This window comes from Mesorhizobium sp. M7A.F.Ca.ET.027.03.2.1, from assembly GCF_003999175.1.
In the GTDB taxonomy this organism is placed as follows: Bacteria; Pseudomonadota; Alphaproteobacteria; order Rhizobiales; family Rhizobiaceae; genus Mesorhizobium.
In genome coordinates, this window is the sequence record NZ_RZOM01001887.1 from 1 (window position 1) to 467 (window position 467).

General features: G+C 65.5%; 1 pseudogene. It reads right to left on the reverse strand.

What is annotated here, in order from left to right:
* Positions 1-467 (reverse strand): annotated as a pseudogene (locus EN750_RS38610) (fructose-bisphosphatase class II); the annotation flags it as partial.

Here is a 467-nt window from a genome sequence, read left to right on the forward strand (position 1 = left end):
GGAAATACCCATCTTTGCCGCGCGAGCAACCTTTTCCGGCGTGTCGAGGATCAGCCTGCCTTGCATCTGGCCGCCGGTGCAGCGCAGCGCGGCAGCGGCCAGCACGCCCTCTGGTGCGCCGCCAGTGCCGAGATAGATGTCGATGCCGGTTTCTTCCGGATCCGTGGTGTGGATGACGCCGGCGACATCGCCATCGCCGATCAGCCGGATCGCGGCACCCGTGGCGCGCACGGCATCGATCAGCCTGGCATGACGTGGCCGGTCGAGAATGCAGGTGGTGATATCCGATATGGCCACGCCCTTCGCCCTGGCGAGGCTGGCGATGTTCTCAGCCGCCGAGGCGTCGATGTCGATGACGCCGTCGCATAGCCCGGGCCGATGGCGATCTTGTCCATGTAGACGTCGGGCGCAAACAGCAGGCTGCCCTTTTCGGCGATCGCGATGACCGCGAGTGCATTGGGCAGGTT